At 67.3% G+C, this 13,479-nt stretch carries 16 protein-coding genes; 8 read left to right on the top strand and 8 right to left on the bottom strand.

Annotated elements, in window-relative coordinates; genetic code table 11:
• Positions 1–153: 153 nt before the first annotated feature.
• The 4 genes from ABT123_RS27390 to ABT123_RS27375 form a co-directional block, all read right to left on the bottom strand.
• Positions 154–1,551, bottom strand: a complete 1,398-nt coding sequence (locus ABT123_RS27390) for an aldehyde dehydrogenase family protein (RefSeq protein ID WP_351319403.1) — start codon at positions 1,549–1,551, stop codon at positions 154–156.
• Positions 1,552–1,728: 177 nt separating this feature from the next.
• Positions 1,729–2,739: a type 1 glutamine amidotransferase family protein gene (locus ABT123_RS27385; protein ID WP_351319401.1), complete on the bottom strand. Its 1,011-nt coding sequence runs from the start codon at positions 2,737–2,739 to the stop codon at positions 1,729–1,731.
• Positions 2,740–2,876: 137 nt separating this feature from the next.
• The gene (locus ABT123_RS27380; protein ID WP_351319399.1) at positions 2,877–3,746 is read right to left on the bottom strand and encodes an SDR family oxidoreductase; all 870 of its coding nucleotides are present in this window, start codon (positions 3,744–3,746) and stop codon (positions 2,877–2,879) included.
• Positions 3,747–3,919: 173 nt separating this feature from the next.
• The gene (locus tag ABT123_RS27375; RefSeq protein ID WP_351319397.1) at positions 3,920–4,882 is read right to left on the bottom strand and encodes an oxidoreductase; all 963 of its coding nucleotides are present in this window, start codon (positions 4,880–4,882) and stop codon (positions 3,920–3,922) included.
• Between the two features lie 401 nt (positions 4,883–5,283).
• Here ABT123_RS27375 and ABT123_RS27370 point away from each other — a divergent pair, with 401 nt between their 5' ends.
• From ABT123_RS27370 to ABT123_RS27350, 5 genes are all read left to right on the top strand, one after another.
• Positions 5,284–5,829 carry an SDR family NAD(P)-dependent oxidoreductase gene (locus ABT123_RS27370; RefSeq protein WP_351319517.1) on the top strand — a complete coding sequence of 182 codons (546 nt, stop codon included), beginning with the start codon at positions 5,284–5,286 and terminating at the stop codon, positions 5,827–5,829.
• Positions 5,826–6,089: an SDR family oxidoreductase gene (locus ABT123_RS27365; protein WP_351319395.1), complete on the top strand. Its 264-nt coding sequence runs from the start codon at positions 5,826–5,828 to the stop codon at positions 6,087–6,089. The genes ABT123_RS27370 and ABT123_RS27365 overlap by 4 nt, the downstream gene beginning before the upstream one ends.
• A gap of 207 nt (positions 6,090–6,296) precedes the next feature.
• Complete coding sequence (locus tag ABT123_RS27360) at positions 6,297–7,232, top strand: AraC family transcriptional regulator (protein WP_351319393.1); 936 nt, start codon at positions 6,297–6,299, stop codon at positions 7,230–7,232.
• Between the two features lie 42 nt (positions 7,233–7,274).
• Positions 7,275–7,496, top strand: coding sequence for a hypothetical protein (locus tag ABT123_RS27355; protein ID WP_351319391.1), 222 nt, complete (start codon positions 7,275–7,277; stop codon positions 7,494–7,496).
• A 40-nt stretch (positions 7,497–7,536) separates the two neighbouring features.
• The gene (locus tag ABT123_RS27350) at positions 7,537–7,734 is read left to right on the top strand and encodes a hypothetical protein (protein ID WP_351319389.1); all 198 of its coding nucleotides are present in this window, start codon (positions 7,537–7,539) and stop codon (positions 7,732–7,734) included.
• 476 nt (positions 7,735–8,210) lie between these two features.
• On the opposite strand, the gene ABT123_RS27345 is transcribed toward ABT123_RS27350, so the two are convergent.
• Positions 8,211–8,621 (bottom strand): RidA family protein, encoded by a 411-nt coding sequence (locus tag ABT123_RS27345; RefSeq protein WP_351319387.1) that lies wholly within the window; start codon positions 8,619–8,621, stop codon positions 8,211–8,213.
• Positions 8,622–8,900: 279 nt separating this feature from the next.
• On the opposite strand from ABT123_RS27345, the gene ABT123_RS27340 reads away from it, so the two are divergent.
• Both ABT123_RS27340 and ABT123_RS27335 read left to right on the top strand, forming a co-directional pair.
• On the top strand, positions 8,901–9,044 hold the full coding sequence (locus ABT123_RS27340) for a hypothetical protein (protein WP_351319385.1): 144 nt from the start codon (positions 8,901–8,903) through the stop codon (positions 9,042–9,044).
• Positions 9,045–9,370: 326 nt separating this feature from the next.
• A complete protein-coding gene (locus ABT123_RS27335) occupies positions 9,371–9,919 on the top strand; it encodes a putative immunity protein (protein ID WP_351319383.1) in 549 nt (182 codons plus the stop codon).
• A gap of 77 nt (positions 9,920–9,996) precedes the next feature.
• Here ABT123_RS27335 and ABT123_RS27330 read toward each other — a convergent pair whose 3' ends face one another.
• Complete coding sequence (locus ABT123_RS27330; protein WP_351319381.1) at positions 9,997–11,226, bottom strand: IS110 family RNA-guided transposase; 1,230 nt, start codon at positions 11,224–11,226, stop codon at positions 9,997–9,999.
• A gap of 118 nt (positions 11,227–11,344) precedes the next feature.
• Between ABT123_RS27330 and ABT123_RS27325 the strand changes: the two genes are divergently transcribed.
• Positions 11,345–12,230, top strand: a protein-coding gene (locus tag ABT123_RS27325; RefSeq protein ID WP_351319379.1) for an IS5 family transposase whose coding sequence is annotated in 2 segments (ribosomal slippage) — positions 11,345–11,968 and positions 11,970–12,230 — 885 coding nt in all. Because the reading frame shifts where the segments join, the coding sequence is not laid out codon by codon here.
• Positions 12,231–12,241: 11 nt separating this feature from the next.
• On the opposite strand, the gene ABT123_RS27320 is transcribed toward ABT123_RS27325, so the two are convergent.
• A complete protein-coding gene (locus ABT123_RS27320) occupies positions 12,242–12,637 on the bottom strand; it encodes a hypothetical protein (protein WP_351319377.1) in 396 nt (131 codons plus the stop codon).
• 69 nt (positions 12,638–12,706) lie between these two features.
• Positions 12,707–13,063 (bottom strand): hypothetical protein, encoded by a 357-nt coding sequence (locus tag ABT123_RS27315; RefSeq protein WP_351319375.1) that lies wholly within the window; start codon positions 13,061–13,063, stop codon positions 12,707–12,709.
• Positions 13,064–13,479 lie beyond the last annotated feature (416 nt).

The following is a 13,479-nucleotide window of genomic DNA, read 5'->3' as shown; positions in this document are numbered from 1 at the left end:
GCTGGACCAGGCCCTGAGCCTCCTCCGGGCGGCGGCGTGCCAGGAGGCCGACCGTCCACGCCGTGACCGTGGCTTCCGCAACCCGGCGATCGCCACGGCCAGCGATTGTCACCGGCCTTACGCGCGCCTGGGCACGCACTCGTCCCGGGCCGTTCAGAGGGTGACGACGACGAACTTTGTCTGTGTGTAGTGGTGGAGAGCCTCTGTGCCCATCTCGCGGCCGTATCCGCTGTCCTTGTAGCCGCCAAAGGGGCCTTCGACCATGCCCGCCCGCCAGCCGTTGACGAAGACCGTGCCGGCCTCCAGCTGGGCGGCGAGGCGGTGGGCGCGGCCGAGGTCAGAGGTCCACACTCCGGCCGACAGGCCGTAGTCGGTGTCGTTGGCGAGTTGAACGGCATGGTCCTCGTCGCTGAAGCGGGTAACGGTCAGGACGGGGCCGAAGACTTCCTCACGGGCGATGCGCATGTCGTTGGTGACGTCGGTGTAGACGGTCGGCTGCAGATACCGGCCGGCCGTCTCGGCGACCTTTCCCCCTGTCGCGAGCGTGGCACCCTCCTTGCGGGCGATGTCGAAGTACTCCTGCACTTTGTGGAACTGGGCCTCCGTCACCGTCTGGCCGTAGGACTCACCAATGGTGACGTCGCGCAGTTCGGCCAGGACTGCGTCAACGAAACGGTCGTGGATCTCGTCGGCCACGAGCAGACGGGGCAGAGAGAAGCAGATCTGTCCCGCGTTCGCGGTAAACGCAAACACCACGTCCTTCGCCGCGGCCTGGAGATCGGCGTCGGCGAAGATCACGTTGGCTCCCTTGCCGCCCAGTTCCAGGGTGACGGGGATCAGCCGCTCCCCGGCGTCGCGGGCGATGGAACGCCCGGCCGCGACCGAGCCGGTGAACGCGATCTTGCGTACGCGGGGGTGCGCGACCAGGGCTTTGCCCACGCCGTCGCGGTCGCCGGTGACCACGTTGAGGACGCCGGCCGGCAGACCGGCTTCGGTTGCGATCCGGGCCATCTCCAGCGTGGTCGCCGAGGTGAACTCCGAGGGCTTGCTCACTACCGTGTTGCCGGCGGCCAGCGCCGGGGCGATCGCGCGCGCGGCCTGGTTGATGGGCGCGTTCCACGGAGTGATGACGCCGACCACGCCGAAGGGCTCCCGCCGGGTGAAGGCGTGGTGTCCGGCACCGACGTCGACGGTGTCACCCTGGGGAAGGTTCACCAGTCCGGCGTAGTACTCGAAGAAGTCGGCCGCCCAGGTCAGCTCGAAGGGCCCCTGCCAGTTCGGCTTGCCGCCCTCCGCGACCTCCAGCGCGCCCAGTCGGTCCGCATCGGCCCGCAGGCGTACGGCGATCTCGGCCAGTATCCGGCCCCGCTCGGTCGGCCTGCGATCCCGCCACTCCGCGAGGGCGGCAGCCGCCGCGTCCACCGCACGCTGCACATCCTCGGGGGAGCCCACCGCGATCTCGCCGACCGCTGCGTCCGACCAGGCCCTCCATTCGCCGTTCGCGGGGGCCATTTCCGCACCGTTGACCCAGTGTGAATAACGCTTCGTCATGGCAGTAGTCCTTTGCGTTTCTTTATTTCTCGACGTATCTGATCGCGGCCCGTACACGCCTTGGCCGCTGTGATTGCACGGATCAGATATCACCCGTGCTAACCCCGGGAATTGATGGCCGGTGGCCCGGCCATCACCCGAAATTCGGTGCTCGGGGTGCTTCTCGTACTCCGGGGTTCAGGACCGGCTTTGCACGATCTTGGCGAGGCGGGCGGCCTGCACGTCGATGGCCTGGGGGCCGTTACCGGTGAGCAGGCCGTGCTTTTCGTCCCAGACCACTTTGACCCCGGAGGGGTTGAGGGCGAGGCTGACGTTGTATCCGGCGTCCTTGAGTGCCACATCGACGAAGTAGGGAAGCCGGGTGCGCTTCCCGGGAACCTTGGGGTACTGCGAGGCGAGCACGATCCGTTCGGCCATTTGCGCAAACGTGGTGATCTTGGCGCCCTTGAGGGCGTGCTCGGTGTTGGTGATGACCTCGCCGTCCCCCGTGATGCGGTACTTGGCCGAGGTGAGCGCGACGGGGCCGTGGCAGATGAGTGAGATCGGGACACGGTTCTCGCGCAGGCTGTGCAGCAGTTCACCCATCCATGGGTTGTCGTGGAAGTCGACCATCGGACCGTGACCGCCGGGCATGTGCACGAAGGCGAGGTCCTGGAGGGAGAACGGTGTGTTGGGGTCGCGGTGCTTCTCGATCAGTTCCTGGATCGAGAAGTACTTCATCTCCGGCAGTGCCTCGAAGCTGGCGACGACCTCGTCCCGGATGGAGATGGCTTCCTTGTCCGTCTTGGGCAGAGGGGCGGAGACGGAGATGCGTCCGAGATGGCGCCGGGACAGGGCGAGTTCGGCGTTGCGGCGCTTGACGAGCTTGGGGTTCTTCTTGCGCAGGCCCTCGGGAGTGAACCCCTTTTGGGCGTTCTGGATGGTCGTGCGGGCCGCCACGGTGCCCGTGTTCTTGCCGCCCATGAAGTTGAGCCCCAGGCCGTTCATGTCGATCTGTGGCGGCTTGCCGTCCGGCGTGGCGAGGATGAAGTCGTAGTCCTTCTCGAACTGGGCCAGGACCGCGGCGACCTCGACGAGGAAGAATCCGGTGGGGAGGCCGGGGTGGTCCACGGGTTCGCTCAGGTGGAGCGTGCGTGCCGAGGAGAGCAGGATGAGGGCTTGGGGCCGGGAGGTGGCGGATTTGGACATGGCGATTGTCTCCGGTCTAGTTCTGGGTGCAGCTGGGCGGCTGGACACCGAAGCCGGTCCGGCAAGGGGTGCGGGGACGGCGTGTGGTGGCCGCTTTGGCGACTGTCTTCGGCGGGCTGCCGTCGCTGTGCGGTGTGTCAGTTCTCGTTGGCGCGGGCTTCGGCGAAGTCGTCGGCGTCGGTGGAGTAGGCGAGATCCCTGGCGGCTTCCAGGGCTGTAAGGCGCTCGCGGAGGCCGACGGTAACGAGTTCGTAGGCGTCGGAGCCGAGGGTGAGGCGCTTGGGTGCCTCGCCCTGGTCGGCGGAGGCAATGATGGCCGCGGCGATCTTGGCCGGGTCGCCCGGGCTGGAGAGGGCAGGCATCTCTCCGGTGAGCATGCGGCGGAGCAGGCCGGGTGCGTGATCGGCGTACTCCGGCATGGGCTTGGTCAGGTCGGCGCTGCCTCCGGCGAACTCGGTACGGGCGCCGCCCGGCTCGACGAGGGTGACGCCGATACCGAAGGGGGCGATGTCGGCCGCAGCGGACTCCCAGAAGCCCTCGATGCCCCACTTGGTGGCGTGGTAAAGAGACAGGGCCGGCAGTGCGATCTGTCCGCCCATGCTGGAGAGCTGGATGATGAGGCCGCCGCCCTGTGCGCGCAGGTGAGGGATCACGGCGCGGGCGAGCTGGATGGACCCGGTGAGGTTCGTTGCGATCTGCCGGTCGATCTGGTCGTCGGAGGCTTCTTCCGCCGCGCCGAGTAGTCCATAGCCGGCGTTGGACACGACGACGTCGATGTGTCCGAGATCCGCGAACGCCTGCTCGACCACCTTGCGCATCCGGGTGGTGTCGGTGACATCCAGTTCGGCGTGCCAGAGGAGGGAGCCGTGCTTGGCTGCCAGGCTGTCCATGGCCGCTGCGTTGCGGACAGTGGCCGCGACGCGGTCCCCGCGGGTGAGCAACTGCTCGGTGAGCTGGCGCCCGAAGCCTGACGACGTGCCGGTGTTGAACCACGTCTTGTTCGTCATCTCGATCTCCTGCAGTTCGGTAGGTGCCGCGTCGGGGGTCCGGACTCGCGGGCCCTGGCCGCCGGAGGATGCCGGGGCCCGCGACCAGATGGCTGTCGGGGAGGAAGGAAGCGGTAGGCGGATGCAGATCACCGACCGTCCCGACCAGCCGAGGAGCTGACGCGGTCTGCGGGTCAGTTGAAGGCGTTGACGCCGGTCAGTTCCGCTGACCAGGCCCACAGTCGTTCGGCCTCGTCGGGGTCGATCGCGTACTCCTGGACGTCGCCCTGTTCCGTAGCGGGGTCGAAGGCGGAGGCAATGTCGACGTCGTTGAGGTACAGACCGCCCTTGCCTTCCAGGAGCGGCGAGGTGGCGGCCCAGACCTGGGTCGCGGCACCGGCCTGAGGCGACTTGCCAAAGTTGGGGGTGAGGTTGCCGTCGGCGTCCATGGCGCCGGCTGCGACCAGATCGGCATCGCTCAGGTAGCGCCCCAGCGGCGTAGCGATGACGCCGGGGTGCAGGCTGAAGGCGCGGATGCCGGCGTCACGCGCCAGGCGGTCAAGGTGGACGGCGAAGAGGGAGTTCGCCGTCTTCGACTGCCCGTAGGCGGCCCAGCGGTCGTATTCGCTGTGCTCGAAGAACGGGTCGTCCCACCGCATCGGCGAGTAGAAGTGCCCCCGCGAGGAAACTGCAACGACGCGGGCGTCACTGTTCAGCATGGGCCAGAGCCGGTTGATGAGCGCATAGTGCCCGAGGTGGTTCGTGGCCACCTGGAACTCCCAGCCCTTGGGGCCGACCCGGGTGAGCGGTGTGGCCATCACACCGGCGCTGTTGATGACCAGGTCGATGCGCCGGCCGCCGGACTCGAGGCTGCGGACGTAAGCGGCGACGGTGCTGAGGTCGGTCAGATCCATCTCACCGACTTCTACTCGGGGAAGGTCCTTCAGCTCCCCGAGGGCGAGGTCCGGACGACGAGCGGGAACCGCAACGGTGGCGCCGGCGCCGGCCAAGGCCCGCGTGGTCTCCAGACCGATGCCGGAGTACCCGCCCGTTACGACGGCGAACCGACCCGTGAGGTCAATCCCCTCGAGTACATCGGCCACAGTGCTCTCGGGGCCGAAACCACTGCCCATGGGAGTCTGCTGTTCCTTTGTCATTGTGCTGTCACCATTTCCGGTACGTGAGTTCCTGTCCGAGCGAGGGGACAGCGCCATTCCGGGCCGCTCACATCCCCGCTCAGGGAACACGCTACGTCTTCCCAAGCGAGAGCATCCATTGCAGAAACTCTCACGCTCATACCCCTAAGTCTCATCGCACTGGAGTCGGGGGTATGCGGCCAGCAAGGTGAGCCGTCAGAAACCCCGATCGTCGCGGGGTGCGAAATTCAGTCCTCAGCCCTCGGGAACGATCCCCATCGCCTCCGCTACCGGGAAACGCTGTCCGGCAATGAGCCGTATGCGGCGCGCGTCGGAAGTTCGGCACGCCATGGCCGTGGCCGCAGTGTGCACGGCAGCGGGCCGCGGGCCCGATGTCAGGGCCATGACAAGGACGTAGCAAGATCTGGTTCGTCACCGGGGCATCCCGTGGCCTGGGCCGTCACTTCGTCGAGGCCGCAGTCGCCCAGGGCGACAAGGTCGTCGCGACAGCCCGGAACATCGACGGCGTCAAGGACTTGGCCGTCAAGCACGGAGACGCCGTGCTTCCGCTGCAGCTCGACGTGACCGACCGGGCTGCGGCCATCCATGCCGCGCAGGAGGCGATCGCGCACTTCGGCCGTCTCGACGTGGTCGTCAACAACGCCGGCTTCGGCTTGTTCGGTGCAGTCGAGGAGATTGCCGAGCAGCAGGCCCGCGATCAGATCGAGGTCAACTATCTCGGCGCGCTCTGGGTCACTCAGGCGGTGCTGCCGCACCTGCGCGCCCAAGGCTTCGGCCACATCATCCAGGTCTCATCGACCTTCGGCGTCGCGGCGTTCCCGCTGTTCGGCGGCCACCACGCCTCCAAGTGGGCGCTGGAGGGCTTCACCGAGTCGCTGGCCCAGGAAGCCGGCCCGCTCGGCATCAAGGTCACGCTGGTCGAGCCTGGCGCCTACACCACCGAGTGAGCCGGTCCCTCGCTGGCCGTCGTCGAGATGATCCCGCCTACGACCCCGCCCGCATCGCCGGCCAGGAGTTCGCCAAGACCATCGTCCCCTGCGACCCCGCCGCGGCCGCCCGGGGCATCGTGGAGGTCGCCAATGCCGAGAACCCGCCGCTGCGCGTCTTTCTCGGCAACGCCGGCCTCGACTGGCTCCCCGCCCTCTACGCCGACCGCCTCAAGACCTGGGACGAGTGGGCTGACCTCTCCCGCCGCGCCCTGAAGTAACCCTCACGCCACATGTGAGCGCCTCGTACACGCCGGGCGGGAAGGCGCGAGCAGTGTGACGCTGCAGGGCCTCCCTGCGGTGTCACCCTGTCGGCGGGAAAATCGGTCTCACGCAGTGAGAGCACTGATACTGATGAACCCCCATTTCATGCTTCCGCATCTCACGCGAGGTGCAGAAATGTGTCTTGCTCGGATAGCGTGACGAATATGGATGTACTTGCCGACGTTCTGGCGTCAACAGGGTTTACAGGAGCACTCCTCGCACAGCTGCACTCCAACGGATCGCAGTGGGGCTGTGACCTCAACCAGGGGAGCATCGCCGGATTCCACCTGATCGCCGACGGCGCATGCTGGCTCCAGACAGAGAACATGGCACCGATACAGCTGGTGTCCGGTGACGTGGTGCTGCTCCCGAGGGGCACCCCGCACCAGCTCCTGGGCAGTCCAGGCGCCGAGACCCGCCCCTACTCGGACATCGAGGCCGAGAATCCTCCGGGCCGCACGGGCGTCGTGGACATGGGGGGTGACGGCCCGCCGGTCCGCGTGGTGTGCGGGAAGTTCCAGTACGCGACGTCCACGGACCGCCATCCGGTGCTGTCGGTACTGCCTGAGGTGGTGCACGTGCCCGGCATGGCAGCGGACCCTCAGCTCCAGAGCGTAGTCCGGCTCCTTGCCGCGGAGGCCACCAAGAGTCAGCCGGGATCGCGAGCGGTAGCAACCCGGCTGACCGAAGTGCTGTTCATTCTGACCGTCCGCAACTGGCTGGAGCGCGCCGACGACGCAGACTCGGGCCCATCATGGCTGACCGCTTTGCGTGACCCCGATATCGGCGCCGCACTGTCACTGATGCACGAGCAGCCACAGGAAGACTGGACCGTCGAGAGCCTCGCCCGCACCGTGGCCATGTCCCGCCCCACGTTCGCCCGCCGGTTCAAGTCCACCGTCGGCGCCAGCCCCCTCGCCTACCTCTCCCGGGTCCGCCTTGAGCAAGCCGCCCGCCAACTGCGGGACACCAACGATGCACTCGGCATCATCGCCCGCAATGTCGGCTACGCCTCCGAGTACGCCTTCTCCCGGGCCTTCACCCGCGAACTGGGTGTCCCACCAAGCCGCTACCGCCGCACAGCCAACGTCGACGCCTGATACGGCCTTGCACTCGTCGTCGCGCTCCGGCTCGACGGGGCCGTGCGCCTCCCCTCCCTACCCGCGCGCTCCAACCGGCAGAAGTCCGACCAGGACCCCGGCACCTGGATGCCGGTCCCGGCCGTGCACTGCCGGCACATCGGCGAGTGGGTGGCCACGAAGAAGCGGTGGGGTCTGTCCGTCGCCCCTGTCGAGCGGGAGGCGCTGCTGCGCTACGCTGCCGACTGCCCGAACATCACCCTCGCCTACGCCCCGGCCGAGTAGCCGGCCGCAGCGCGCAGGCACGGAAAGGGAAGCCTTCGGCATGCACCGATCCGACTTCATGCCTGGCCTGCTCGCCGTCGGTTTCGGGAAGCAGGAGGTGGAGAGGGTGCAGAGTGTCAGCGGCCTGAACCTGCGGTCCGACGTAGCCGGGGCCAGTCGGGTCGCCGAGAACGGCCAGCCGATCGTCAGGAAGCCGGCAGCTTGTATCCACCTGAACGCAGACATCATCGTTGAGTAGGCACCGCGTGGACCGGGCCCGGGTGTCTTGCTGGGCCCGCAGAGGGTCGGCTGGCCCCGGGCCTGGGCGTCCGCGTACCCCGGGTGCAGGGGGGCCGGCCAGGCCTTTCGGCTGGGGAGGGGTGCTGGGGTTCTGTATGGGAAGACGTCTGGCTGAGGGGGTGTGGCTCGGTGTTGAGGCGGTGGGTGTGATGGCCAGGCCGGTTTGGACGGGGGTTCTGTCGTTTGGGCTGGTGACTTCTCTGAACTCGAGCGGTTCTTTGCGCCCCGACAGAGAGCGTCACTACCGCCGACTGCTTCCGCGAACGCTTCCCTCCGGACGGCATCAGGCAGCAGACTCACCCTCACGGCCTTCGTCGTGGTCACGTGCACCTTGGTCGGAGTACATGATCAGACGAAGGCCACTCCCACGTCCGGCGAATCCCCAGGCGAGCTACCCCGTTCGAGACGACGTTCGACACCTGGAGACGAAGAGGCTCAGTCGGGCAGCGCCACGGTGAGGTCCACTTCAATGAGCTGCCCCGTGAAGCCGAGTTGCGCAACACCCAACAGCGTGCTGGCGGTGGTGAATGCCGGCCCGAGAGCTGAGTCGGTGAGCCGACGCCAAGCGACGCCCAGAACGTCTCTGTCGTCGCTCCGCACATAGATTACCGAGCGCACCACATGATTCGGCTCGGCATCAACCGCAGCCAAGGCAGCGAGTGCGTTCACGACAACCTGGTCGACTTGCACCTCAAGCGATCCGGAACCGACGAGGGAACCACTCCGATCGAGAGGGCACTGCCCCGCCAGGTAGGCCGTACGACCGGCCTCCACCACGGTGATGTGGTGATAGCCGGGCGTCTCATGCAGCTGCTCGGGGTTGATACGAGTGATCTTCGCAGTCATACCCGCGAGTTTGACCGGCTTACTGCCGGTGCGCATCGCATTTTGTTCCACCGAGCAACACTCGCAGCATCCAGAAGGTTAAAGAACAACTTTAGGGCGTGTTTTAGAAGTTGCTGGGTGCGCCGTCCGAGAAAGTCGCGGGCGGCCATCCAGAGTGGATCCCGCACCACGGCGTCCAGGACCGCCCCGACAGCTCCGGCCACCCCGCCGTGGCGTTCACCGCGGCCCGCCACGCCCACCTGGCCGGGAGCTGGCGCCGCATGCTGCGTACCGACCGCGATGGTGGTGATCGAGCGGGTTCGCGGCGGCGCTCACTACACCTTCGACGTCGCGGCCGGCGCAGTCATCGGCCCGGCCGCGACCGCGCTTGTTCGGGCTGTGCCCCGCCTGTTCTTCCGCTGCCTGCGCTGGCCCAACGGGTGACGGGCTGCTTGCGGGTATCCGCGCCGTGACGGCAGCCTGAGCACTTCTCATTGTGCAGTCGGCGCGCCGAAGCAGGGCTGCCGGTACCCCGTGGACGCTGCATCGATGGGCACCCTGGTTTGTGCGCCGACGCCGTTTGGCCAGTCGGTCTACGGGAGAGAGAACCGATAGTCCGAACCCGGGGAGTGCCTCGGCGGTGTCAAGACATCTCAGGGGGCCAAGAAGTCAAGTCCGACGATCCTGTCCGCGTCGGAGGCCAGTCGGTATGAGCGGCCGAGACTGACTTCCTGCTGCGCTGTCCGGAGGGAATCAACGAGGATGGCAGCATGACAGGGGAAGCGAGCGAGGTCGTTCTGAGCAAGCAGGATCTTCGTGCGGTCACCGCGTTCGCCGCGGCTTCTGCGGAGGTCGTGCTGGAGATATTCGAGGCTGATCAGCCGGACGACTCGCGGCCTCGAGATGCCATCGGTGCCGCGTGGGCATTCGCCCGGGGCGGCGAGCGCGGGAAATCTTTGCGCGACACAGCGTCGGCGGCACTCAAGGCAGCCAACAGCGCCCACACTGCGGCTGCGCGCGAGGCAGCGTGGGCAGCGATGTCTGCGGCAGGCGCCGCCTACCTGCATCCGCTGGCCAAAGCCACCCAGGTCAAGCACATTCTGGGAGCCGGCGCTTACGCAGCCAGAGCGGCCGAACTCGGCGCCGACGACGACCGGAGCGTCGGTGCTGAACACCTTGAACGGACGGTGCGTCGTGCAACACCGGTCGTGGTTGACGTGCTCAAACGCTTCCCGACGGCGCCAGATGGCGGCGGACGGGTTGGCGAGTTGATCCGCATGTTGGACGCTGACCTCCGCTTACTCACCCTCACTGAGTAACTCTGAGCGCCCAGGCGGTGCAGCCTCAACGAGGGCCGCCAAACGCTCACTGACCGAGCTTGTGCCCATCTCCTGAATTACGCGGACGCTGGGAGAAGTGGTGCGAAAGCTCGTTGTTCGTCGAAGTGCTGCCTGGTCTGGAGGCAGTGGTGGAGCTGTCCGAGGAAGCGGTTGAGCAGGTGGCGCTGGGCGGCATTGTGCCAGTCACCGTGTTCGCGTCGACGTCGGTAGTGGGCGTTCGCTCCGGCTGAGGCCTGGAGGGCTGAGAAGGCCCAGAGGAAGCCGGCGTGCATGAGCCGGTTGTTCTTGACGAAGCGGCGGCCGACGAAGCATTTCTTGCCGGAGGCACGGGTAATCGGAGCGGAGCCGGCGTAGGACTTGAGTGCTCTGCCGTCGGCGAAGCGGGTGCGGTCGTCGCCGATCTCGGCGAGGACGCGGGCTGCGAGCTGGGGACCTAGGCCGGGGAAGCTGAGCAGGATCTCGCTGTCGGAGTGCTGGTGGAAGGCAGCTTCGGTGGCTGTGGCGAGGTCGTCAGCGGCCTGGCAGGTGGCGTCCAGCTGCTTGAGCAGGGCGAGCAGTTGCTGGCCGAAGGCGTCTTCGACGGCCGGGAGGTGGTGGGCGTACTCGGCGCGGAAGACGCTGCGCAGGCGTTCGGCCTCGGTGTCGAAGGACCGGGTGCGTCCGCTGCGTTTGAGGGCGGCCCGGAGTTGGGCGAGGGTGAGCCGGGCCGCCTTCGCCGGGGTCGGCGCCACAGTGAGGATAACTCGAGCATCTGCCCTGGTCAGGCCGCCTTCCTTGCCTTGGAAGGCGTGCAGGGCGGCGGGGTAGTACTGGCGGAGCAGGGAGCGGCCCTGGTTGGCGACCTGCTGGCGGCTCCAGACGGCGTCCTGCTGGGCGCGGGCCAGCACCGCGATGGCCTGGGCGAGTTCGCTGTCGGCGGGCAGTGGCCGGTGGGCATGCATGTCGGTGCGCAGGATGTCCGCCAGGACCAGGGCGTCGCCGGGGTCGGACTTCTTGCGGCTGACGCCGTGGCGGTCGCGGTAGCGGGCGGCGGCAAGCGGGTTGATCGCGAAGACCTGGCGGCTGCCGGTGCGCAGGGCGGCAACGAGCAGGCCGTGGCTGGTCTCGATGGCGACGGGTATTGGGTTCTCCGGGCTGTCGCCGTGTTCGGCCAGGAGGTCCAGGAGCTTGTGGTAGCCGGCCGCGTCGTCGCTGATGCGGGCCTTGGCGAGCTGGGTGCCGGTGTCGTCGACGACGGCGACGTCGTGATGGTGCTCCGCCCAGTCGATGCCGCAGAACACGGTCAAGCTGCCCTCCTAGATTTGTTCGTTTATGCAGGTCACGAGCACATGCGGGTCACGCGGCGCCCTAGGTCGTGTCCGATGGGTCGCGTGACGCTCCTGCCGGGGATTCGTTCCGTGGGGCATGGGGCGGGGAGATCTTTCGGATGAGGAGTGGGCTCGGCTGGAGCCGCACTTGCCAAGGAATCGCGGGCGGGGTGGTCGCTGGCAATGCCATCGTCGTGTGATCAACGGGATTCTGTTCCGGCAGCGGACCGGTCTCCCCTGGCGGGACCCGCCTTCCTGCTTCGGTAGTTGGAAGACGGTTCACGATCGCCATCGCAGGTGGTCGGCGGACGGCACGTGGGAGAGAATTCTGCGGGCCGTCCAGGCCGACGCCGATGCCGAGGGCCGGATCGACTGGAGCATGGTCAGCGTCGATTCCACGACCTGCCGCGCTCATCAGCACGCGGCCGGCGCCTCCACGCGGGCGCCGAAGATTCCGGGTCGGCGCAGGAGCCCGGCACGTCACCGCTCCGACGAGGCCCTGGGACGCTCGCGAGGCGGACTCACAAGCAAGATCCACCTCGCCGGAGAAGGCAGGTGCCGCCCGCTCGGATTCGTCATCACGCCCGGCCAGTGGGGCGACGCACCGCAGATGATTCCCGTCCTCGAAGAGATCCGCGTACCCCGACAAGGTGGCGGACGACCGCGCACCCGCCCCGACCACGTCGGGGGCGATAAGGCGTACTCCTCACGCCGCAACCGAGCGTCACCTGCGCAGACGCCAGATCAAACACACCATCCCCGAGCCGAGAGACCAGCGGGCCAACCGCCAGCGCCGCGGCAGCCAGGGCGGCCGGCCCACAGGGTTCGACAAGACGATCTACCGCCGCCGCAACGAAGTCGAGCGGACCATCAACCGGCTCAAGAACTTCCGCGCCATCGCCACGCGCTTCGACAAGCGCGCGTACCTCTTCCACGGAACGGTCACCGTGGCCGCGATCCACCTATGGCTCCGCCCGGAGTGAAGCTCTCCGTTTCAGAGGTCCTTGGCACCAGGGTAGTGGTGGCGAAGTTCGCCGAGTACGCGCTCGTCGACAGCCCTGACCTCCCACAAGGAACTGTCGAACTCGGTCAGGACGACCACCAGCTCGTCCCCGGCGAACCCACATGCTTCGGCGTCGATCAACTGGAGGAAGGGGGTCGTCAACGACAACAGCGTCAACGTGTCCATACCGGATTCGGCGGACCTTCTCTCCATCTCGACACAGCGAGGATCGACGATCTCGTCGAACTCGACGCGCCACGTCAGGTCCAGGCCGAAGCTGCCGAGGCGAACCAGCAGCTCGGCCAGGGTCACGTAGTGCTTTCCGTGCCAGGCGGGAAACGTAATCCCCTTCATGCCCGCCTCTGCTTCGGCTGTGTAGCGCGACATGCGACCCCCTTCATTCAGCGAAGACTAGGCCACAGCCTTGATCGGCTCTCACGACCCATCGGACAGCCCCTAGGCGTGGATGGTGACCTCAAAGGGATCGGCTTCCAGGCCTCGCAGGAGGCTGACCGCCAGCATCACCGCGATGGTCGCGTTGACCAGGGTGTACTGCGTCTGCCCGGTCGCGTGTGTGGTGGCGTGCCGGCTGAACGAGGCTGGTACCGGCGTACTCTCGTCAAAGCGCTGGCATGCCTTCTCAAAGGGGGCGAACAGGGAGGCAACCCTGAAGGTGCGGATCTTCTCCTGCTCCTCCGCCTTCGGCAGTCCCTCCAGCAGCTCCTTGTAGGCAAACCGGCCCCTTCCCGCCTGCAGCGAGGGCGTGGCTCGGACGAACCCGCGGACTGTCGTGTCCCACACCGCGGCGGCCAAAGCCTGCGCCCCGTTGGTGTGCCCGGCCTCGCCATGTCCACACAGTCACGCAGCAGCAGCACCTGCTCGGTGAACTCCGGACGCTCGACCTCATCCAGGGCTTCCCTGCACGCGGCCCACACTGCTGGCTGGTGCTTCTCCAGGACAGTGCGCCGCGCTGGTGCGTCAGGGGCATCAAGGAGTTCTCGAACGACCGGCGAGGACGGGACCCACGCCAGAGGTATGCCCTCCTCCCTCATGATGGGGATCATCTCCTCGTACCGGCCCGACAGCCCGGCCCAGTTGCTCGGCAACGATTTCGCTACCTCCTGGGCGATCCGGTCGAGGGAAGCGCCGAGGCCAGACCAGACCGGCCACTGCTCCAAGAAGCCCGCCGATCGTCAGGCGTCCGCTGCCGCCCTTCTCGGCGGGCGTGG

It is taken from the genome of Streptomyces sp. NPDC002054 (genome assembly GCF_040296685.1).
In the GTDB taxonomy this organism is placed as follows: Bacteria; Actinomycetota; Actinomycetes; order Streptomycetales; family Streptomycetaceae; genus Streptomyces.
This window is presented reverse-complemented; position numbering and strand designations above follow the sequence as displayed.

Excerpts from the sequence above, each read along its gene's own strand:
- ABT123_RS27385 (WP_351319401.1), bottom strand. The coding sequence starts at position 2,739 with ATGTCCAAATCCGCCACCTCCCGGCCCCAAGCCCTCATCCTGCTCTCC.
- ABT123_RS27350 (WP_351319389.1), top strand. The coding sequence starts at position 7,537 with ATGCACCGATCCGACTTCATGCCTGGCCTGCTCGCCGTCGGTTTCGGG.
- ABT123_RS27380 (WP_351319399.1), bottom strand. The coding sequence starts at position 3,746 with ATGACGAACAAGACGTGGTTCAACACCGGCACGTCGTCAGGCTTCGGG.
- ABT123_RS27375 (WP_351319397.1), bottom strand. The coding sequence starts at position 4,882 with ATGACAAAGGAACAGCAGACTCCCATGGGCAGTGGTTTCGGCCCCGAG.
- ABT123_RS27345 (WP_351319387.1), bottom strand. The coding sequence starts at position 8,621 with ATGACTGCGAAGATCACTCGTATCAACCCCGAGCAGCTGCATGAGACG.
- ABT123_RS27335 (WP_351319383.1), top strand. The coding sequence starts at position 9,371 with ATGACAGGGGAAGCGAGCGAGGTCGTTCTGAGCAAGCAGGATCTTCGT.
- ABT123_RS27340 (WP_351319385.1), top strand. The coding sequence starts at position 8,901 with ATGGTGGTGATCGAGCGGGTTCGCGGCGGCGCTCACTACACCTTCGAC.
- ABT123_RS27320 (WP_351319377.1), bottom strand. The coding sequence starts at position 12,637 with ATGTCGCGCTACACAGCCGAAGCAGAGGCGGGCATGAAGGGGATTACG.
- ABT123_RS27360 (WP_351319393.1), top strand. The coding sequence starts at position 6,297 with ATGGATGTACTTGCCGACGTTCTGGCGTCAACAGGGTTTACAGGAGCA.
- ABT123_RS27390 (WP_351319403.1), bottom strand. The coding sequence starts at position 1,551 with ATGACGAAGCGTTATTCACACTGGGTCAACGGTGCGGAAATGGCCCCC.